The organism is Streptomyces sp. NPDC037126 (assembly GCF_055605965.1).
This window is the reverse complement of sequence record NZ_JBVJTD010000040.1, coordinates 1-17927: the sequence shown is the minus strand read 5'-3', so window position 1 is coordinate 17927 and position 17927 is coordinate 1. Positions and strand designations below refer to the sequence as shown.

The 17927-nt window shown below is 67.2% G+C and carries 19 protein-coding genes and 2 pseudogenes; 13 read left to right on the top strand and 8 right to left on the bottom strand.

Translation table 11 applies throughout. From position 1 onward, the window contains the following. The first annotated feature begins 105 nt into the window (after positions 1 to 105). Positions 106 to 1719, top strand: coding sequence for a phospholipase D-like domain-containing protein (locus ACZ7FF_RS41890; protein ID WP_470819619.1), 1614 nt, complete (start codon positions 106 to 108; stop codon positions 1717 to 1719). 71 nt (positions 1720 to 1790) lie between these two features. On the opposite strand, the gene ACZ7FF_RS41885 is transcribed toward ACZ7FF_RS41890, so the two are convergent. The 3 genes from ACZ7FF_RS41885 to ACZ7FF_RS41875 form a co-directional block, all read right to left on the bottom strand. Then, positions 1791 to 2066 (bottom strand): protealysin inhibitor emfourin, encoded by a 276-nt coding sequence (locus ACZ7FF_RS41885; RefSeq protein WP_470819618.1) that lies wholly within the window; start codon positions 2064 to 2066, stop codon positions 1791 to 1793. 11 nt (positions 2067 to 2077) lie between these two features. Then, positions 2078 to 3106: a M4 family metallopeptidase gene (locus ACZ7FF_RS41880; RefSeq protein ID WP_470819616.1), complete on the bottom strand. Its 1029-nt coding sequence runs from the start codon at positions 3104 to 3106 to the stop codon at positions 2078 to 2080. 661 nt (positions 3107 to 3767) lie between these two features. Next, entirely contained in the window at positions 3768 to 4211 is a 444-nt protein-coding gene (locus ACZ7FF_RS41875) for a hypothetical protein (RefSeq protein WP_470819615.1), read from the bottom strand. 591 nt (positions 4212 to 4802) lie between these two features. Here ACZ7FF_RS41875 and ACZ7FF_RS41870 point away from each other — a divergent pair. The 3 genes from ACZ7FF_RS41870 to ACZ7FF_RS41860 all read left to right on the top strand — a co-directional run bounded on the left by ACZ7FF_RS41870 (position 4803) and on the right by ACZ7FF_RS41860 (position 7195). Further along, a complete protein-coding gene (locus ACZ7FF_RS41870; RefSeq protein WP_470819614.1) occupies positions 4803 to 5771 on the top strand; it encodes a hypothetical protein in 969 nt (322 codons plus the stop codon). A gap of 103 nt (positions 5772 to 5874) precedes the next feature. After that, positions 5875 to 6225: a hypothetical protein gene (locus ACZ7FF_RS41865; protein WP_470819613.1), complete on the top strand. Its 351-nt coding sequence runs from the start codon at positions 5875 to 5877 to the stop codon at positions 6223 to 6225. A gap of 679 nt (positions 6226 to 6904) precedes the next feature. After that, the gene (locus ACZ7FF_RS41860) at positions 6905 to 7195 is read left to right on the top strand and encodes a hypothetical protein (RefSeq protein WP_470819612.1); all 291 of its coding nucleotides are present in this window, start codon (positions 6905 to 6907) and stop codon (positions 7193 to 7195) included. A 417-nt stretch (positions 7196 to 7612) separates the two neighbouring features. Here the strand turns inward: ACZ7FF_RS41860 and ACZ7FF_RS41855 are convergent, their stop codons facing one another. Beyond that, positions 7613 to 9067: an alkaline phosphatase family protein gene (locus ACZ7FF_RS41855; protein WP_470819611.1), complete on the bottom strand. Its 1455-nt coding sequence runs from the start codon at positions 9065 to 9067 to the stop codon at positions 7613 to 7615. Between the two features lie 810 nt (positions 9068 to 9877). Between ACZ7FF_RS41855 and ACZ7FF_RS41850 the strand changes: the two genes are divergently transcribed. The 3 genes from ACZ7FF_RS41850 (at position 9878) to ACZ7FF_RS41840 (ending at position 11363) form a co-directional block, all read left to right on the top strand. Beyond that, positions 9878 to 10642, top strand: a complete 765-nt coding sequence (locus ACZ7FF_RS41850) for an AfsR/SARP family transcriptional regulator (protein WP_470819609.1) — start codon at positions 9878 to 9880, stop codon at positions 10640 to 10642. A 307-nt stretch (positions 10643 to 10949) separates the two neighbouring features. Further along, complete coding sequence (locus ACZ7FF_RS41845; protein ID WP_470819608.1) at positions 10950 to 11087, top strand: hypothetical protein; 138 nt, start codon at positions 10950 to 10952, stop codon at positions 11085 to 11087. Between the two features lie 21 nt (positions 11088 to 11108). Continuing rightward, positions 11109 to 11363: a hypothetical protein gene (locus tag ACZ7FF_RS41840; RefSeq protein ID WP_470819606.1), complete on the top strand. Its 255-nt coding sequence runs from the start codon at positions 11109 to 11111 to the stop codon at positions 11361 to 11363. A 1-nt stretch (position 11364) separates the two neighbouring features. Here the strand turns inward: ACZ7FF_RS41840 and ACZ7FF_RS41835 are convergent, their stop codons facing one another. Then, the gene (locus tag ACZ7FF_RS41835; RefSeq protein ID WP_470819604.1) at positions 11365 to 11655 is read right to left on the bottom strand and encodes a hypothetical protein; all 291 of its coding nucleotides are present in this window, start codon (positions 11653 to 11655) and stop codon (positions 11365 to 11367) included. A gap of 98 nt (positions 11656 to 11753) precedes the next feature. Between ACZ7FF_RS41835 and ACZ7FF_RS41830 the strand changes: the two genes are divergently transcribed. Continuing rightward, positions 11754 to 12563 carry an ATP-binding protein gene (locus tag ACZ7FF_RS41830; protein ID WP_470819602.1) on the top strand — a complete coding sequence of 270 codons (810 nt, stop codon included), beginning with the start codon at positions 11754 to 11756 and terminating at the stop codon, positions 12561 to 12563. Positions 12564 to 12712: 149 nt separating this feature from the next. Here the strand turns inward: ACZ7FF_RS41830 and ACZ7FF_RS41825 are convergent, their stop codons facing one another. Together ACZ7FF_RS41825 and ACZ7FF_RS41820 are read right to left on the bottom strand one after the other, a co-directional pair. Beyond that, positions 12713 to 13036, bottom strand: coding sequence for a DUF6817 domain-containing protein (locus tag ACZ7FF_RS41825; protein WP_470819675.1), 324 nt, complete (start codon positions 13034 to 13036; stop codon positions 12713 to 12715). A 354-nt stretch (positions 13037 to 13390) separates the two neighbouring features. Further along, entirely contained in the window at positions 13391 to 13909 is a 519-nt protein-coding gene (locus ACZ7FF_RS41820; protein WP_470819601.1) for a hypothetical protein, read from the bottom strand. Between the two features lie 772 nt (positions 13910 to 14681). Here ACZ7FF_RS41820 and ACZ7FF_RS41815 point away from each other — a divergent pair. The 3 genes and pseudogenes from ACZ7FF_RS41815 to ACZ7FF_RS41805 all read left to right on the top strand — a co-directional run. Continuing rightward, a complete protein-coding gene (locus ACZ7FF_RS41815; RefSeq protein WP_470819599.1) occupies positions 14682 to 14885 on the top strand; it encodes a hypothetical protein in 204 nt (67 codons plus the stop codon). A 103-nt stretch (positions 14886 to 14988) separates the two neighbouring features. Further along, positions 14989 to 15764, top strand: a protein-coding gene (locus tag ACZ7FF_RS41810) for an IS5 family transposase (RefSeq protein WP_470819673.1) whose coding sequence is annotated in 2 segments (ribosomal slippage) — positions 14989 to 15289 and positions 15289 to 15764 — 777 coding nt in all. Because the reading frame shifts where the segments join, the coding sequence is not laid out codon by codon here. A 152-nt stretch (positions 15765 to 15916) separates the two neighbouring features. Then, positions 15917 to 16141: pseudogene (locus ACZ7FF_RS41805) on the top strand (IS256 family transposase); the annotation flags it as partial. A gap of 6 nt (positions 16142 to 16147) precedes the next feature. On the opposite strand, the gene ACZ7FF_RS41800 reads toward ACZ7FF_RS41805, so the two are convergent. Continuing rightward, positions 16148 to 16903: a class I SAM-dependent methyltransferase gene (locus ACZ7FF_RS41800; protein WP_470819598.1), complete on the bottom strand. Its 756-nt coding sequence runs from the start codon at positions 16901 to 16903 to the stop codon at positions 16148 to 16150. Between the two features lie 147 nt (positions 16904 to 17050). Between ACZ7FF_RS41800 and ACZ7FF_RS41795 the strand changes: the two genes are divergently transcribed. Both ACZ7FF_RS41795 and ACZ7FF_RS41790 read left to right on the top strand, forming a co-directional pair. Then, positions 17051 to 17578 (top strand): DUF6817 domain-containing protein, encoded by a 528-nt coding sequence (locus ACZ7FF_RS41795; protein ID WP_470819597.1) that lies wholly within the window; start codon positions 17051 to 17053, stop codon positions 17576 to 17578. 32 nt (positions 17579 to 17610) lie between these two features. After that, a pseudogene (locus ACZ7FF_RS41790) lies at positions 17611 to 17751 on the top strand (IS5/IS1182 family transposase); the annotation flags it as partial. Between the last annotated feature and the right edge of the window lie 176 nt (positions 17752 to 17927).

Genomic DNA, 17927 nt, shown 5'->3' with positions numbered 1-17927 from the left:
ATTGGATGGTTCCGGAGTGGCGGGCGTGGGGCGTGTCGGGTCTGGGTCCACCGAGGCGTTGTGTCACGTTCACCGTCCGGTCATACTCACTGGTAACTTCTGCACGTGATCATTTCGCTCCGCTTAGACCGCGCGGTGCGGGCCGCGCTGATATCCGCTCTGGCCCTCGCCGTACTGCCCGCCGGTCCCGCCATCGCCGCCCCATCGACGACCCCGCATCTCGACGCCGTGGAACGCAGCCTCCTTGAGGTCTCACCCGGACTCGAAGGCACCGTATGGGAGCGGACGGCCGGGAACCGGCTCGACGCCCCGCCCGGCGACCCCACGGGCTGGCTGTTGCCGACGCCCGGCTGCTGGGGCGACCCGGAGTGCCATGATCGCGCCGGGAGCAGGAGACTCCTCGCCAGGATGACCGAGAACATCGCCCGGGCCACCCGCACCGTCGACATCTCCAGCCTCGCCCCCTTTCCGGACGGCGCCTTCCAGGACGCGATCGTCGCAGGCCTGAAGTCCTCCGTGGCCGCAGGACACCACCTGAAGGTCCGGGTGCTCGTCGGCGCCGCACCCGTGTACCACCTCAACGTGCGCCCCTCGAAATACCTGGACGACCTGCGCGCCAAGCTAGGCCCCGCGGCCGACGCCCTCACCATCGACGTCGCCTCCATGACGACGTCGAAGACAGCCTTCTCGTGGAACCACTCCAAGCTCCTGGTCGTTGACGGAGAGACCGCGATCACCGGCGGCATCAACGACTGGAAGGGCGACTACCTCGACACCCCGCACCCGGTGACGGACGTCGACCTGGCGCTGTCGGGCCCCGCGGCCGGCACGGCGGGCCGCTACCTCGACCAGCTGTGGGACTGGACCTGCCGCAACCGGACCAACGTCGCGAGCGTCTGGTACGCCACCTCCGGCGGAGCGGACTGCCAGGCCGGCATGGAACGGGACACCAACCCCCGAGCCGTTCCCGCCACCGGTGACGTCCCGGTCATCGCCGTCGGCGGCCTCGGCGTGGGCATCAAGGACTCCGACCCGGCGTCCGCCTGGCGTCCTTCGTTGCCGGACACCGCTGACACCCGGTGCGTGGTGGGCCTGCACGACAACACCAACGGCGACCGCGACTACGACACGGTCAACCCGGAAGAGAGGGCCCTGCGTTCGCTGATCTCCAGCGCTACCGAGCACATCGAGATCTCGCAACAGGACCTCAACGCCACGTGTCCGCCGCTGCCCCGCTACGACACCCGCGTCTACGACGCCCTGGCCGCGAAGCTCGCCGAAGGTGTCAAGGTACGCATCGTCGTCAGCGACCCCGCCAACCGTGGGACCGTCGGCAGCGGCGGCTACTCGCAGATCAAGTCTCTCTCTGAGATCAGCGACGCGCTGCGCAGTCGGCTCGCCCGAGTCACGGGGGACGAGCAGAGCGCCCGGGCGGCCCTGTGCGGCAACCTCCAACTCGCCTCGCTCCGCGACTCGGCGAGCGAGAAGTGGGCCGACGGCCACCCGTACGCCCAGCACCACAAGCTCATCGCGGTCGACGGCTCGGCGTTCTACGTCGGCTCGAAGAACCTCTACCCGGCATGGCTCCAGGACTTCGGATACATCGTGGAGAGCCCGGCCGCCGCCCGCCAGCTCGACAGCGACCTGCTCCAGCCGCAGTGGACGTACTCCCAGGCCTCGGCGACCGTCGACTACGAGCGAGGGATCTGCCGGATCTGACACCGTTGCCTCGGAGGAATATGTGCCGGCAAAACCCACATGCCAAGGCCTTGAGAGAAGCCCTGCGCGACTCAGAAGCCCTCCCCGAGGACTCGCTCGACCAACTGGAGCTGGCTCTCGGTCAGTCCCGGGTCGGTGAACTCGACCGGGGGCTGGTCATCCACGGTCAGTGTGTAGTGGTAGGCGTCAGGTACGCCCGGCCCGGCTGTGGGCCGGGCGTCCGGTTCGGCGAGGATCTGGTGCGCAAGCCGTTCCAGCTTTGCCCCGTCGGACCGGCCGGAGGTGTCCGCGACGGCCTGGCGGGGCATGCCGAGCAGGCCACCGCTTCTGATCAGCCGGATGCGCATGCCGCTGGACCTCACACGCCGACGGCCCGCCACGCCTCCTCCACCGCGGCCAGCTCGCTTCCTGAGTTGTAGAGCCGCTTGGCGGTGTTCTCCGTGGCATCCGCGAACTGACGGAAGGTGCAGTCCTGGGGGAGCTGACCGGAGGTCATCGTCTCGTACCAGATGCGTCCAGCCTTCTCCCAGGCGAAGCCGCCCATGGCAATCGCGGCCAGGTAGAAGGCGTGGTTGGGAATGCCCGAGTTGAAGTGCACACCGCCGTTGTCGTCGCTGGTGTGGAGGTAGTCGGCCATGTGCTGCGGCTGGGGGTCCTTGCCGCCCAGTTTCGGGTCGTCGAACGCCGAACCCGGGTCCTTCATGGACCGCAGGGCCTGGCCACGCACCGCGGGGGTGAACACGCCGGCCCCGATCAGCCAGTCGGCCTGATCGGCTGTCTGCTGCCGCCCGTACTGCTTCACGAGCGAGCCGAAGACATCCGAGACCGACTCGTTGAGAGCGCCGGCCTCGTCCTGGTAGACGAGACCGGCGGTGTATTGCGTGACCCCGTGGAAGAGTTCGTGGCCGGGGATGTCGACGGCGAGGGTGAAGTCGTTGAACACGAGACCGTCACCGTCCCCGAAGACCATCTGACTGCCGTTCCAGAGCGCGTTGTCGAACCGTCGACGATAGTGGACTGTCGCGTCCAGGGGCAGGTTGGCGTCATCGATGGAGTGGCGCCCGTAGACCTTCTGGAAAAACGTGAAAGTGAGGCCGAGGCTTTCGTAGGCACGGTTGACGGTGCCGTCCAGCGTGGGGGCCTGACCCTCTCCCCTGACCTCGGTGCCGGGCAGGGTCATGCCGTAGCTGGTGTCGTAGATCGTCCGTGTCAGGACGAACTGTGTGGGCGGGGCGGGTGCCGTCAGGCTCGGTGTGTCGATCCGGTTCTGCCGGAAGTCGGCGGCGATGGAGAGCGTCTCCCTGGCGGCCTCGCGGACGTCGGGATGGTCCGCCTCGGCCAGCTTTTCGAGGATGTACGGCGGGAGGATGCCGCAGACGGCGCGCATGGGGCCCTCCTAGAAAGGAGAGGGTTGTTCGAGGAGAGTCACAAGTCCCCTGCGCAGGGGACTCGGAGCGAGGGGCCGCGTGTTCACGCAGGCCGCAAGAGTCCCGTGCTTCTCATTCTGCGCCGGTAGGTGGAGTTGCGCACGCGGAACGAGGCTTCGTGGGGGCCCGACGCGCGCGGCCCCGCATCACCCCGCTCGACGCTCCCCTCCGACAGAGCTGGACGTCGGCGGCGGACCCTTCCGTCCGCCGCCGACCCCGTGCGTGCCGGATCAACCGTCCCGCTTCACCGCGAGGAAGCCGAGAGGAAGCTGGCCGGCGCCGGTGCCGGTCCGTTGCCGCGGTCCACCGCACGCACACGGTCCCTGCCAGGCTCGGCCGCTGGTTCACCCCTGTCAGGTCAGCACGGGCCGTCAACCTCAGCTGGGCGAACCGCAGCCGGGTGAAGTCGTTCACCGTCTCCGGTCGGTCGAGGAAGCTTCGCTACGTGGAGGTCCCGCCAGGTCTGCGGTAGCCGTTCCGTCCTCTGCGCCCCCGGTCAGGTCAGGCTCAGGGAGACGCTGCCGACACGGGGACGTGAGTCGGCCGGTGGCGTCGACACGGCCGCGAGGACGCGTGCCTCCTCCCCGGTGCCGGGCGGCGGCGGACCGAGCGGAGCAGGTGTCACCACGACGGGCGGAATGCCCTTGCCGTCCCACATGCCCAACTGGCGCAGTTCCCGTCATGCCCTCGACCAGCCGGTGCAGCAAGAGGCGACGGCCGTTCCTGCGCCCCGAGCCGCTCCCGCTCACCCCGTCTGCGCAGGGTGTGCCCCGCCGTGGCGATGGCGAAGGCCGCGATGACGGTGCCCGGTACGATCCAGCTCGCCAGCCCCTGCTCCTGTGCCTCGTGCAGAGCGTGCGGCACGATGTCGGCGCTGGCCACAGCCAGCAGCAGCCCTGACGCGGCTCCGAGCAGCATCGTCGAGCGGTGCGACCACCGGCGCCCCAGCCGGGCGCCGACCAGCGTCCCCGCCGCGATCAGGATCAGCCCCAGGTACTGACCGAGGCTGAATTTCCCCCAGGACAGCGCCGATCGCGCCCCCATTTCGATTGCCGCAGTAATCACCGTTGGCCCTTCATGAGCAGCGGGGAATGGGTCCGGGTGCTCATGACGCTTTCACAGCTCTCGCCCGGCCGCATGTGCCCGATTCGCTCCCTGGGCCGTCGGTGTGAAGGGGTCCGGAAACTACCCTGGGACGGCCATGGAGGACCGTGCGCGGTCTCTTCCTGCCGCGCCTTCGTTCGTGCGGCAGCCGGGCACCACGGCACGGCGTAGTCCGCCGAACCGTCTTCCATGGCCCGTAGGCACGCGGGCGCCAACCCGAGCGAGCGGCGAGGCGCTCGCCGCGACGAGCGTCCCACGTCCGGTGTCCTCCGCGTCGGCGCGGCGGCACGGGAGGCGTTCGGCGCGGGTGTCGACGACCTCGCCCCTACCAGGCGGACATCGGCCGGGGGCCGGGGGCGCACGCCGAGGTGGAAGTCCGGGCCGAGACCTGGCCGGGCCGTACGGCCTTGGCGGCCGGCTCCGCGACGATCAGCACGACGTGGACCGTCCTCGGGTATAGATCACGCGATCGGCCTGTCCAGGGATGCAGCTCTGGACGTGGCGGAACAGCCTTGGACCGTGTGTGCGCAACGACGTGGGCGACGAAAGCGGATGTCTCGTGCCGGTTCACCGGCCCGGTCTCCGGTTCGCAGCCGACCCGCTGCACGGGAGCCGTCCGAGAAGTCCCTTCTCGAGAAGGCTGCCTATGCCCTGGGGCCCGGGACGGTCGTCTTTGCTCTGCTCTACTACTTCGGCAATACCTACATCACGTCGTACTACGCCTTCTTCGGTGTCCCGACGAACGACCTTCAGTTGTCGTCGCAGACGTACGTTGTGAAAAGTGACAAGGCAATTTTTCTGCCCCTGTGGCTCCTGTCTTGCTGCGGGTTCGCCGCGCTGCTCGTCTTCGGGCTGTTGGAGCGGCTGCTGGTGAGGGGCGGCCGAAGGCTGCGGTGCTGGGTTACCTGGGGGCTGCTGGGTGTGGGGACCGCCCTGACGCTGCTGGGCCCCGTCGTGTTCGTGGCGCCCCCTTGGTGGAATGACGAGGTCGTCGCCCGACTGTGGATCGGTACGGTCCGGGAGTTTCTCCCCACGCTGGTGGTGGCGCTGGGCGCGACCATGGGAATCTGTGCGGTTCATCTGCGCATAGGACAGCAGCGTCGCCCGTACGCCCGCCGGACGGACAACAGGCTGTGGTTGGTCGGCGGGTCGCTCTTCACCGCCACTCTCGTGATGACGCTGTTCTTCGGCATGGCGCGATATGCCGACGAATCCGGTGTGACACAGGCCAGACGTGATGCGGTCAATCGCTATCGCGGTCTGCCCAGGGTCCGCGTCTACGCGCGGCAGCCCATCGGATACGACCTGCCCGATGTCACGCGGAAGGATCTGGGAGCCGGCCACGAGCCATACCGGTACCAGTACGAATGGTTCGTGCTGCTGGCCAAAAGCAGTGGCCGTTACTACCTGGTGGGTCCCACATGGGATCGGTCCGGGACGCGGTTCAACACGGTGGTGCTGCTGCCTGACAACGACAGCGTTCGTGTCGACGTCCGCGGAAACGAGTACCGGATGCCTTGACGCCCGTCAGGAAGCGGACCCGCTACCTCCGGGTTCGGTCGCCCCGGTAGGTGGATGAGGGCTTGGTGCAGTGGGACCCGGTGAGACGGGAGACTTGTCCGGCGTGCCAGGTGAAGTATCCGGGGAGCCGGGAGAGGTATCCGGTGAGACGGGAGGGGAAGTGTCGCTCTCGGGCGCCGGAGCGGTGGAAGAGCCCGTCTTCCCGGCAGAGGGGTTCTTCGACCCGGACGTGGGATTCCCCGGTACGCTCGGCGGTGTTTTGGGGGTGACACCCGCCTTCGACGCATGCACCACCAGGCTCACCCGAATGGTGGCAGAGGGCGGATCCGTCTCGATGACGAGAAGGACCTTGCTGACCCCCGCGACCGTCGGTCGGGACACGATCTCGATCTCACACGTCTCTGAGGGCTTGAGCGTCTTTCCGGCACACGTCCCCAGGTTGGCGGAGAGCTGAGGCGGCCGTGGGGATGCCGTGGCCCGGTGGGGCATCGATCCGGCGGTGCTTTCGATGGTGTGAACGCTCCGGACCCTCACCGGATGGTCCTCGGTATTGGTGACGCGAACCCGGCCGGTGGCAGAGGATCCGAGTTCCACCGTAGGAACATCCACGCTCGAAGTGTCCCCGGTGTGGACATCGCCGTACAGCTTGTCCGAGTCCTTCTGCACCTGGCATCCCGCCGTCGCCCACACGGCCACGGCCACCATCGAAGCCACGCACACGACCCGCCGGACTGCGCCCCGCATGATCACCCCTGTTCCGATCTGCGTTCGACAGTCAGTCAACTTTGCACACCAGGAGTGTCGACTGCCCTGACACGAACGACGCACCACCGCTTTTCACCCGTGCGCACCAATACGCCGCCAGCGTGTTACCAACCAGCGGGTCCAGCGGCGCTGTAGTGCTGCGAAGCCGCCGTTGGGGCCGCCCTGCTCTCGTGGCTCGGCGCATCTCCAGAGCCCGTGAGATAGACCGGTGCGGTCAGGCTTCGGCCGGTGCCAGCAGATCTTCGGTGGGCAGTCGAGGATGCTCGGCAGGTATGGGGTCGTACTCCGGACGGGGGAGTGCGGCTGGTCACCGTCGCAACGGGAAGCGAGCCGCCCTGTTCGCCTCCGGGCCGGTCACCTTCGCGAGTGTGCTGCGCGAGCGTGTCCCCCAGTGGCTGGAGGCCGAGGCCCAGGTCGAACTGCGGCAGTGGGGGCACGGCGATCACAGACGACGCGCGGACTGGTTCCGGTCGATGCTCCACGACAGCGACGCGCGCCTGGTGCTGAGCGAGGCCGCGAGCGCACCCGAGGTCTCCCGCCGGCTGGCCCATGTGCTGCGGAACGGCGTGGGGCGGCAGGCCATCGACCGGCCCGAACAGGGCGATCCGGTCACCCGTCGTCAGGTACGCACCCGACGGCGGCCACAAAGATGGACATGATGCGGCATAGCGAACGGAGCAGATAGGAGACGTGTGGCATCGTGAACCTCCGTCAGCGGCCGGCGAAACGGGGCATCGTGCGGTTACGCGACGCGTTGAGCTGCAGGCGGGAAAATCATTTCGACCGCCGGTCCCGGTGTAGTCAGCCGACTCCGGTGCAACCCCCCGTCGGCCGAGCGCCACACATCGGGTCCAGCACCAATTCCGGTTGCGCCTCACCCGCTTCCGGACCAGCATTCTCAGATTCCGACCGCAAGTTGGGATGTCTCATTTCGTATGTCGCTCAATGGTGAATGACATCCAATGTGGATCGGTCAATGAGTGCCGATACGGTCAGAAACATCGGCCGGAATCAACATCGCTGCTGATCCGTCCGGCGATCCCGCTTGCTGCGGGGCCTGAGGGGCGCGGGGCCGGTCATTCGGTGTGGGAGCGAATGAACTCGTCGTACGCCTCGGGTGTCTGATCAGTGGGGAGGACGCGGTACAGATCGTGCGGGCCCGGGACAAGGTGGCGTGCGACGAGGTCGGCGTGGATCTGCTGGAGATGGGAGATCTCGCCGGCGGACGGGTTGACTGCCGCCACTGCGGGCGGGGTCACGTTCGCGAGGACGTCGTCGGTACGGGGGGTGGTGAGAGTGAGTACGTCTCCGAGGCCGGTGGCGGCGGCGTCCCGTTGGGTGAGGGCAGGCAGCGACCAGCGTTCTTCGAGGGTCTTGAGAATGCTGGTGTGATCCAGCGGAGTCCCGTTGGCGGGTACGCGAAACACGATGCCCTGATCGATCAGAGGGGACACCAACACGCTCGGCACGCGGACGCCGAACCGGTCGAAGCCGAAGCCGAACTCGCCTGTGGTGCCGTCCCCGGGCGGCGTGGCCGAGGCCGGAGGAGGAACGTGGTCGTAGCATCCGCCGTGTTCGTCGTAAGTGATGACCAAGAGCGTGTGGTTCCAGGCTGGGCTGTCGTGCAGGGTGCGGTACACCTGCTGGATGAGCCGTTCGCCGCTGGCCATGTCGTTGACCGGGTGCTCGCTGTTGCCGGTGGCATCCCAACTGGGTTCGAGGAAGGTGAAGGCGGGCAGTGTTCCCGTCCCGGCAGCGGTTTGGAAGTCGGTGAACAGGCCGAAGTGATCGGCAGTGGCGTTGTGGATGTCTGGGAAGTTTCCCCTGGTCAGAGGATCACTGCGGTACCCGTATACCCTCCAGTCGAGGCGTTGTCGGCTGAGCAGGCCGAAGATGCTCGGGCAGGTGAAGGTGTGGGTGTGGTCGTCCATGTGCCCCTGGCTGGTGCCGGCGCAGGCGAACGCGCGGTTCGGCATCGTCTCGGTGGGCGCCGGGCTGAACCAGTGGTCGCATACGGCGTAGCCGCTGGCCAGGCTGGACAGGACGGGCAGACTGCTGGGGGTGTGACAGCGCATGACGTCGCCATCGGTGGTGCCCGGGATGATTGTCGGCCGGTGGCCAGGCGGATTGTGCTCCACCTGCTGGGCCCGCAAGACCAATGTGTCGGCGAAGTTCGTGACGAAACCGTTCATGGTAGCCGTTGGTGGTGACGGAGGTGTGAGTGAGCTGAAGAGCTGTGCGTTGGTCGGCCGGTAGCCCTCGCCCGGATTCACGCCCGGCGTGAAGTAGGGATGCGGATCTGTAGGTTGGATGCGGCTGACCTTGACGGGCTGTCCCTGCTTGTCGGGGTTGGACTCCGTGCCGGTCAGGCCCTCGTAGGGCTGACCTGAGGCTGAGACGTTGTCGTGTTCGGTGTAGAGAAAACCGAGCAGGTGGTCGAACGAGCGATTCTCCAGCATCAACACCACGAGGTGCTCCATGGCTGAGAGTTGATTTGCGTCCGACATCATGACCGCCCACAGTTCGGCCACCAGCCGGATTGCGATGTCGCACGGCGGTCGCGCCGGCTGCCAACGGGCGGCCGGTTGGCATCGCGGTCGGAGACCACGTCGGGGGTCGACGGGTGCGATCCCGTGCCACTTGTCGCGATGTCGACGACGCCGATGTGGTCACCGCGGTTGATTTCGGGATCTGCGAGAGTCTCAAGAAGTTCATGGCTGGCAGTCACGGTCCGCTCCTCGCCGAACTGTAGGTCTGTACCCGCGAACACCTTGCCCAACGGCATGAGTTCGGGGTGAGGTTGTGGAGGCCCCGGGCGCGGGCCTGGCCGGAGTTGTCCAATGCCGGTGGCCACCAGGACGATTCGGAGACCTCGGTACGCGCGACATACGAGAGTTGGGTCACCATTCTCAGGCTGGCGCGCAGTGCTCGGTGACCTGCTTCCGGAGTGCCGGTTCCACGGCTGCAACCGCGTCGTCCTACAGGACTGTGCTCTCGTTGGCCACTCGCATTTTGATATTCGGCACTGCTCCTCCAGCCGCGCCGAAGTTGAAGGTGGAACATACGCCCACCACTCCTCTCACTCTGAGTGGTGGCCGTGACTGTGGCGTTACGGCAACGCGACGGCATGCGCTCGAAGCCGTTCCCGGCACCCGTGGCGCGACGGGATGGGCCCGATGTCCGCGGCATCTTTCGACAGGTCCCGGAGCACGCCGCAAAATGGGAGCGTACTGAGGTGTACCGCCAAGGGTTCGGTTACGGCGATGGCGATACAGGACGGGATTGGTTGCAGCGCTGCTCGAGCGGTAGCGCTGACGGGGGATGGGCGGGGGCGCTCTTCCGTGACCTGGTCGGGCAGTGCGCGGGGCTCGTCCGGAGTCGAGGCCGAGGCGGCGCACCACCTCGTCGTGCTGGGCGGCTTCGATTTGATGATCGACGGCCAGTCGGTGCAGCTTCCGTCCGGCTCGGAACGATTGCTGGCGTTCGTCGCGCTGTGCTGCAGGGCGGCTGTGCCGCGGGCTCTGGTAGCCGGAACACTGTGGCCGGACGCTCCCGAGTGCCGAGCCCACGCCAGCCTCAGATCTGCCCTGTCCCGCCTTCACCGGCTTGGCAGGTCGGCGCTCGACGTCGGACCGAGTGAGGTCCGCTTGGCGCGTCACGTAAGCGTCGATTTCCACCAGGGCAAGCAGCTGGCCCAGCGGATCCTCCGGGGTTCGGCCCAGGAGGCCTGGCGCGCGTCGACCGATGCAATCGAGGAGCTCTCGCTGGACCTGCTGCCTGGCTGGTACGACGACTGGGCCATGTTGCGGGCGGAGGATTGGCAGCAGCTGCGGATACATGCACTGGAAAGGCTCGCGGAAGTCTTCACCGCGGCCGGCAGGTATGCCGATGCGGTCGCCGCCGCCCACGGGGCAATCCGCGCTGACGCCCTGCGTGAGAGCAGCCAGTCATGCCTGATCCGAGCGCACCTGGCCGAAGGAAACCCCTCAGAGGCGATGCGGGACTTCGAACGCTATGCGCGGCGACTCCGCGCCGAGCTCGGTCTGTACCCGACCATGCAACTGCGCAGCCTCGTGCCAGGTTTCGGCGCCTTCACCATCCGGTGACGGCCTCTCCCCGAAACTGGGTTCGTAGCCCACGTCGAGGTCGGAGATGGCCTGGCGTCGCCGTCGTTTTGCGATTGCTGGCTCAGGGGGTCGAGTGTCCTGGTGGGGCGAGGTGGGCGCCGGGTAGTTGGTGAGTGCGGGGTTTCCGAGCGGTGCGGGGTTTTGTGCTGCGTGAGGTCTCTTCGGCTTGCTGTCGGCAGCCGTGGCAGAGTCCAGGTGTGCGGCCAGTTGAGTCCCGGCTGATGGTCACCAGAAATCCAGGTGGATGGCAGTCCGGCCGGCGGTGACAAAGTCTGACAGAGAGATCATGGAGATATTCGAGGCGTACGACCTGACCGAGACGGTCTGGTCGGCGGCCGCCCTCACGGGATACGACCCGAAGACGGTCAAGCGGTATGCCGAGGCCCGTGCCAGCGGACGGAACCTGTTCGAGCGCGAGCCGTGACCGAAGGTGATCGACGCGTTCTTGGAGAAGATCGAGGCGTGGGTCGAGCAGTCGAAAGCGACGATCCGCGCCGACGTGGTCCACGACAAGCTGGTGAAGATGGGCTTCCGGGGCAGCGCGCGCTCGACCCGGCGGGCGGTCAACGCGGCGAAGACCGCATGCAAGGCGGGCAAACGGCGGACCTACCGTCCGTGGATCCAGAACGGCACCATCGCCTGGCAGGCCCTGGGCCAGCAGCAGACGGCGGATGGGGAAGTCGAGGGCAGACTGACCTGAGTCAGTCGCCGATGAACCACAGATACAGGTGCAGCCCGCGCTCCACGACCTGGCACAGCTCGCGGGCCTGACCGACCCAGTCACCGCCCAAGTCGGCAGGAAGCCGGTCGAGTTCCGCCAGCAGCAGCGGCACCTGCCGCTGGTTGAAAACTGCATCCCCATACGGCGTCAGGGCCCAGATCATCGGGAACTCCGCCGGGTCCAGATCCGCGAAGCCGGCCGTCCACTCCACACCGGCTTTGGCACGAGCCACGACGTTCCCGCTGTCACCCCGCACCGCCATATTGATCATCCGCCGAGCCTAGCGGCGCCCACTGCGACCCACGAAGGAATTACCGACCGTGACGTTCCCCCCAGGCTCCGGCCCTGCCCGAGGAGCTCGACAAGCTGATGCGCCGGATGCGCCTGCCTTACATGCGCAAGGCTGCACCCGACGTCCTGGCGACCGCCCGGGCCCAGCGGTGGGACCCCGTCGAGGTCCTGCGCCTGCTGATCTCCGAGGAAGTCACCGGCCGCGACGCGGCAATCAGGCGCCTCCGGCGCCGCTCGGCGAACTTCCCCACCGGCAAGACCCTCGCGTCCTGGCGAGCCGAAGACTCCACCGTCCCCGCACCCACGCAAAATTCCCTGATCACCCTGGAGTGGATCGGCCGTGCGGAGAACCTGTTGATCGCCGGCCCGTCCGGGACCGGGAAGTCGCACTCCACCGAGGGTCTGGCCCAGGCCGCGATCGAGAAGGACCTGCGGGTCGCCTGGTTCACTCCGGAGACCCTCGCTGCCGCGATCGTCAAGTCGAAGGTCGACGGCTCGACCACCAGCACGGTCCCCCCAATCTACCGGGCCGATCTGATCCTGATCGACGGCATCGGCCTGCTTCCGGTCGGCGAGGACGTGGCTGAGGTCGTGTTGTTCGCGGACTTGGGCAACTCCGCGAGTAATGGTCTCTGTCAGTGGATCGGGTGCTGCCCGTCTCCGAGTTCGCGGTGTACGGCTTTTCGGGATGGTTGTGCCGGAGGTCCGTTGAAGGGTTGTGGGGGTTTGGCAGCCGGCGGAGCCTGCACGTCGGCTTTGTGGGGACGTGATTCTGGGTGGTGGGTGAGGGGGGCGGATGTGTTGAGGTTGCGGTTTGGGGGGTGTGTTCCGGTGGGGCGGACTGCGTGTTGTTTGGTCAGCGGGGTGGCCGGCGGGTGGGTGTGGTGAGCTTGGTGGGGCATTCGCGCTGGGCGCGGGTGCTCGGCAGGTTCTGGGGGTGGGTGAACAGGGTGAGGAGTGTGGGGCCCCGCTGTCGGGGGACGGCTGAGTTTGTGTGGGCGATGTCGGGTTCGTTGGCCGTGGGCAGTTCGGCGAAGTCATGGCGCGGTTGCGGTGTTGGGATGCTGGGGTGTCCGGTGGATCTGTTGTGGAAGGCGGCGTCGGGCTGGCTGTGAGCCGGGGTGGGTGGCCTTGCGGTCGCATGAGGCGTAGAGGTTGACGATGACCTCGGCTTCGTCGCGGGTGATCTGTGCCAGGTCGTTGCGTCGGTCGAGTGGGGGCAGGGCTTGCGGGAAGCTGTCGGTGCCGTAGAGGGCGTGGCAGAGGCCGGCGAGTTGGAGGGTGGGGCGGGCGTTGCAGGTTGCGGGTCGTGTGTGTACGTGCTGGAGGTGGGTGAGGAGGCTGCCGCCGGGGTGAGGGATGTGTTCGGTGCCTAGTGGGTGTGGGCGCGGTGTGCGTGTTCTTTCGGTGTCGGGTTGTTGGGTGTGTGTGGTGTTTTTGCGGGTCTGGTGTGTGGGGGGCGGGTGGTGTTGCGGGTTCGGGCTGTGTCGGTGTTGTTGTGGCTCGGGGGTGTCCTGGTCGGTCTTGGGGGTTGTTTTGCTTTCCTCGGGTGGGGTTTGGGGGGTGTGAGTGTGTCTGGTCTCCTGGTCTTCAGCCGCCTCCGTCGGCTGGGGGGCGGCTGGGGGTGTCGGGTTAGGGGTTGTGTGTGTGGTGGGGGGATGCCGGAGGCCTCGCGGAGGTTGTCTCCGCGAGGTGCCGGTGTTTCTTGTGGGTGGTCAGCCCTGGGTGCCGCCCTGGGTGTTGCCGTTGCCGCCGCCCTGGGTGCCGCCCTGGGTGTTGCCGTTGCCGCCGCCCTGGGTGCCGCCCTGCGTGTTCCCGTTGCCGCCTCCCTGGGTGCCACCCTGCGTGTTCCCGTTGCCGCCTCCCTGCGTACCTCCCTGCGTGTTCCCGTTGCCGCCGCCCTGCGTACCTCCCTGCGTGTTCCCGTTGCCGCCTCCCTGGGTGCCGCCCTGGGTGTTGCCTCGGCCGCTTCCCTGGGTGCCGCCCTGGGTGTTGCCGCGGCCGCCTCCCTGGGTGCCGCCCTGGGTGTTGCCGCGGCCGTTGCCCTGGGTTCCGCCTTGGGTGTTGCCGCTGTGGCGTGACATGTTGTTCTGGTGGTGGTTGGAGTATGCGGCGGCGTGGTGCTGCAGCATGGGTGCGGCTTCGGCGCTGGCCACGCTTATGGTTCCTGCGGCGAGGGCGGCGATGCAGGAGATTCCGGCGATGCGGGCCATGTGACGTCGAGCGTTAGACATGAGGAATCCTCTTTTTCTCGGTTCTCGGTTCTCGGTGGTCGAGCTTTCGTGAATTCATTTCAGCTTGCTGGGGGGTCGCTGTGCGTCCCCCGGCTGGAGGACCGGCCGGGTGACGGGCTCGTCGACCGGTGGGGGGTCTGGCGGTTCCCTGGCCGGCCCCGACAGTGCCGCGGTGGGGGCGGGTTTCGGCGCAGCGGCCGTGCCGTCCTGTATCCGGCCTCGTGGCTGCAGGGCGCTGCGGCTGTTGGGTCTCTCGTCTCGTCGCCGGTGTCCGGTCTCTCGTCCGGTTGCCGGTGTCCGGCTTCCTGTTCGGTCGCGGATGTGCTGGTGTTCGGCCTGCTGTCCGGTCGCTGGTGCTCGGGTCCTCGTCCGGTCGCCGGTGATCGTTCTCCTGCTGGGGTGCCGGTGGTGGTTTCCCTGTCGGGTCGGCGGTGTCGGTCGGTGGGAGGTGTGCCGGAAGGGTGTTTTGGGTGTTCCGGTTCGTTCTTGCTTGCGGCGTTCTTGTGGGGGCGTCCCGCGGGTTTGCATTTTGGGAAATTCCGGCTTGCCTCTGGGTGGGAAAGGGGGATGTGTCGAGGACCCTTCCGGGGGAGAGGGGAGGTTTTCCTGCGCGGGGGTTTGTGTGCTGTGGGTTTAAGAGCTCGTTACAGAATGAGCCGTTCGTGACCGGCCGGGTTTCCGGCTTCGTCCCTCTTTCCCGGTTGCGGCAACCTACCCATCGCCGACCGTTAGCCGCTTGGATGGGGTCCTCGGGAACCCTTCAGGAGGTGTCATGGCGAAGGTCACCATCAGCCTGGACAGCGTTTTGGCCATCGAGGTCATGCTGCTGGCCGGCACCAGGAGCCCTCAGGATGCTGTCGAGTTGATCGTCCGGGACTACCTGGCACGGGGTCACCGCACCGAGGCTCGTGCCGGTAACGCCGCCGACCAGGAGCGCCTCACCGACCGGCGGTCAGCGCCGGAAGAGGGCCGTTGAGCACTTGAGGTGAGATCGGCGTGTCGGCTGGTGGTTGAAGGTCCGTCTGGGCAGGGTCCGGCTGGTGTCTATCGATCTTGTCTCCGACGACTTGTGGGAGCGAATGGCTCCACTGCTGCCAAAGCGGCCGCCCCGACGTCACCGTCATCCCGGACGGCTGCCGGTGCCGGACCGGGTTGCGCTGGCGGGCATCGTGTACGTACTACGCAAGGGAGTGGCCTGGCGCGACGTCCCAGTCCAGGGCGTCGGCTGCTCGGGGGTAACCGCTTGGCGTCGGCTGCGGGACTGGACCGAGGCTGGCGTCTGGCCTCGCCTTCATGAGGCACTGCTGGCCGAGCTGCGGGTAACCGGCCTGCTGGACATGGACGATGCGGCCATCGACGGCTCCCACATCAGGGCCCTCAAAGGGGGGCTCACGTCGGCCCTTCACCCGTCGACCGCGGCTGCCCCGGCTCCAAACACCATGTGATCGTCGACCGCCACGGCACGCCTCTGGCCGTCTCCTTGACCGGCGGGAACCGGCACCACAGCACACAGTTGATCCCCCTGCTGAACGCGATACCCCGCATCCGAGGAGTGCGCGGACGTCCCCGCAACCGACCCAAACGGCTCTTCGCCGACCGGGGCTACGACTACGACAAGTACCACCACCTAATACGGAAACGCGGCATCCGATCCCTGATCGCCCGACGCGGCGTTGCCCACGGATCCGGCCTCGGCCGCACCCGCTGGGTCGTCGAGCGGACCTTCGCCTGGCTCCATCAGTTCAAACGACTCCGTGTCCGCTATGAGCAACGAGCCGACCTCCACCAGGGACTACTCGAACTCGCCTGCAGCATTATCTGCCTTCGACGGCTCCGCCACGTCATTCTGAAATGATCAGTAAGGCGGGCTCGCAGCCCATCGTTCAAGATCGGCCTGCCCATGCTGATTCCCCGGGCACCCCTTGTCCTGACGGTCGCACCGTACAACCGGGCCGTAGCCTGGTCACCAGGACACGGACAGCGGCACCCACGACTTTCATACCTGGTACCAACCCGATCGAGTCCACCTTCGCCACTGTCCGGCTCCGCACCAAGGTCACCAAAGGCGCTGGCTCCCGCGCGGCCGGGCTCGCGATGGTGTTCAAACTCGTCGAGTCCGCCCAGGCCCGTTGGCGAGCCGTCAACGGAGCCCACCTCGTCCCGCTCGTCCGCGCCGGAGCCCGCTTCGAACGAGGTCAGCTGGTCGAACGCGCCGAGCTCGTGGCTGCCTGACCGAGGTCAACGCAGCACGAGCAGATCCAGAGACGACGCCAGGCCCGCCGCCGCGGCCGAGTCGTGCACGCCCGCAGTTCCGCGCAGCCGGTCCTTGCCGCGAGTGAACTCCTCCTCGGTAAGGCTGCGCATTAGCGTGTCGGCGTCTCGGAGAGCATCGACACGTTTCAGGAGTTCGTCCAGACTCGCGATATCGGTCTGCGGAACCGGCTCCAGGGCGGCCGGGGCGAAGCCCGCGTCGGCGAAGGCCTCGCAGGTCTCTTCGACGGACGGATAAGTGTCGAGCAGCCTGGTTGTCTCGGGGAACCAGCGCACGATGCGAAGCCGCTCGTAGCGGCCCGCGAAGGCGTTGCGGATGAGTACCGGTGCTCCTGGGCGCAGCACGCGGCGGATCTCCTGCGCGGCTCCCGAAAGGTCGGGGATGTGATGGGTCACCGTGGACAGCCATGCCGCGTCGGCGCTGGCGTCCGGCAGTGGCAAGGACGTGGCGTGACCTGCCCGAACTTGGACGTCGGGGCGATTGGGTATCAGGGCGCGCATCGCTTCGGAGGGCTCGACCGCGACGACCCTCGCGGCGAACCAGTCGCAAAAGGCTGTCGCGAAGGCTCCGGTGCCCGCGCCGATGTCCACGATGGTCATGTCTGGGGACGGACTCAGGTGTCGGCGCACGGCGTCCTCCCAGGCCGTCAGCCCGTCGCGCGGGATTTCTCGAACAGCCCTGAACGAAGCAGCTGTTGCGGCGTCATAGGTGATTCTGGCCATGAGCATCCCGTCTGTTCAGGCGTGCTGGGAGGTGAGGCGGACCAACCGGCAGTTGCCCGGTCGCCCTGGCAGGATCGACGGAGCGTCGATAGCCTCCGCTCCTATCCCCAGGGACAAGGATGTCAAGCCACAGAAGGCGGTAGCACCGTGACCGAGCAGGCACTGGTGATGTTGCGGACGGCCGGAGCAGAGGCGATCGACCATCCCGGTGGCAACCTGCTGGCCCATCTACAGCGGGTCAGCGCCCTTCTTGCCTCCTGGGGCGCCCGTCCGGCACTGGTGTCGGCCGGGCTGTGTCACGCCTTCTACGGCACCGACGGATTCCCCGCCACGCTGCTGCCACTGGACCGGCGGGCCGATTTGATGCAGGCCATCGGCGAGGAGGCCGAAGCGCTGGTGTACTCCTATGCGTCCTGCGACCGCAAGACCTCCTACCGCACCCTCACCGCGGACGATGCCGAGTTCACCGACCGTTTCACCGGCGAGCGGACCCAGCCGACCGCCCACCAGCGCCGGGACTTCGCCGAACTAACGGCAGCCAACGAGCTGGACATCGCCGCGGTTAGCCCGGAGGTGCGCGGCCGCTTCGGCCCCGCGCTGCTGGAACTGTTCACCCGCTGGCGGCCTTTGCTGTCCGAGCCTGCCTGGGAACACTGCCGCAACGTACTGGGCTGATCAAGCCATCCACAGGATTTGACAATTGCTCCGAGCGGACCTTCGCCTGGCTCCATCAGTTCAAACGACTCCGTGTCCGCTATGAGCAACGAGCCGACCTCCACCAGGGACCACTCGAACTCGCCTGCAGCATTATCTGCCTTCGACGGCTCCGCCACGTCATTCTGAAATGATCAGTGGGGGTGTCCAATAGACGGCGGATCCGATGATCAAGGAGACGCCTGAAATGAGCGAGACCATCAGCGAGCATGAGCCGGTGGAGGAGCCGGTCGTCGAGTCGGCCGCGGAGGCGGTGTCGGACGAGCAGTTGATCTCGATGTTGGTCGACCGGGCCCGTTCCGAAGGGCTG

Coding starts and splice junctions, on each gene's coding strand:
- ACZ7FF_RS41800 (WP_470819598.1), bottom strand. CDS start 16,903: ATGGCCAGAATCACCTATGACGCCGCAACAGCTGCTTCGTTCAGGGCT.
- ACZ7FF_RS41885 (WP_470819618.1), bottom strand. CDS start 2,066: ATGCGCATCCGGCTGATCAGAAGCGGTGGCCTGCTCGGCATGCCCCGC.
- ACZ7FF_RS41845 (WP_470819608.1), top strand. CDS start 10,950: ATGGAGATATTCGAGGCGTACGACCTGACCGAGACGGTCTGGTCGGCG.
- ACZ7FF_RS41835 (WP_470819604.1), bottom strand. CDS start 11,655: ATGATCAATATGGCGGTGCGGGGTGACAGCGGGAACGTCGTGGCTCGT.
- ACZ7FF_RS41815 (WP_470819599.1), top strand. CDS start 14,682: ATGGCGAAGGTCACCATCAGCCTGGACAGCGTTTTGGCCATCGAGGTC.
- ACZ7FF_RS41820 (WP_470819601.1), bottom strand. CDS start 13,909: ATGTCTAACGCTCGACGTCACATGGCCCGCATCGCCGGAATCTCCTGC.
- ACZ7FF_RS41830 (WP_470819602.1), top strand. CDS start 11,754: ATGCGCCGGATGCGCCTGCCTTACATGCGCAAGGCTGCACCCGACGTC.
- ACZ7FF_RS41870 (WP_470819614.1), top strand. CDS start 4,803: ATGTCTCGTGCCGGTTCACCGGCCCGGTCTCCGGTTCGCAGCCGACCC.
- ACZ7FF_RS41880 (WP_470819616.1), bottom strand. CDS start 3,106: ATGCGCGCCGTCTGCGGCATCCTCCCGCCGTACATCCTCGAAAAGCTG.